Annotated in this window: 2 protein-coding genes; both read left to right on the top strand. The window is 28.7% G+C overall.

Going from position 1 to position 470, the window contains the following annotated elements:
* Positions 1–25 precede the first annotated feature (25 nt).
* Positions 26–244: a hypothetical protein gene (locus AYC59_RS07995; RefSeq protein WP_066894328.1), complete on the top strand. Its 219-nt coding sequence runs from the start codon at positions 26–28 to the stop codon at positions 242–244.
* 63 nt (positions 245–307) lie between these two features.
* The coding region (locus AYC59_RS08240) for an aminotransferase class V-fold PLP-dependent enzyme (protein ID WP_369323995.1) at positions 308–470 on the top strand (163 nt) is incomplete at its 3' end.

Raw genomic sequence — 470 nt, forward strand, 5'->3', positions numbered from 1 at the left:
GTATATTATCAGTGAGGAGTAACTCATGAGAATTGACGTTGACAACGCATCAATTACAAAAATATTAAATAGATTTAGAGAAGTTATTTTAAAAGTATTTGATTTGTATGCAAACGCTTCATCAGTACATGCTGATGGTAATAAAGCAAGATATGAAGTAGAAAAAGTTAGTGAATATAGAGCAAGTAGTTCAAACATATCAAGTAGTAAAGACTTAATAGTTACATCAGGAGCTACAGAATGAAGTAATAGGATAATAAAGGGAGTAGCTAATTTTTATGGTAAAGGTCATATAATTACCACAGGTATTGAGCATCCGAGTGTTTTAAATGTATGTAGATACTTAGAGACTAAAGGATTTGAACTTACATATTTAAAACCTAATGAAGATGGTATTGTTACATCAGATAAGGTATTAAATGCTATAAAAGATAATACTATATTAGTTTGTGTTATGGTTGTTAATAATG

The sequence above is a fragment of the Pseudostreptobacillus hongkongensis genome (assembly GCF_001559795.1).
Lineage (GTDB): Bacteria > Fusobacteriota > Fusobacteriia > Fusobacteriales > Leptotrichiaceae > Pseudostreptobacillus > Pseudostreptobacillus hongkongensis.

What these genes read in the sequence shown, in the direction of transcription:
- AYC59_RS07995 (WP_066894328.1), top strand. Translation starts at nt 26, where the DNA reads ATGAGAATTGACGTTGACAACGCATCAATTACAAAAATATTAAATAGA.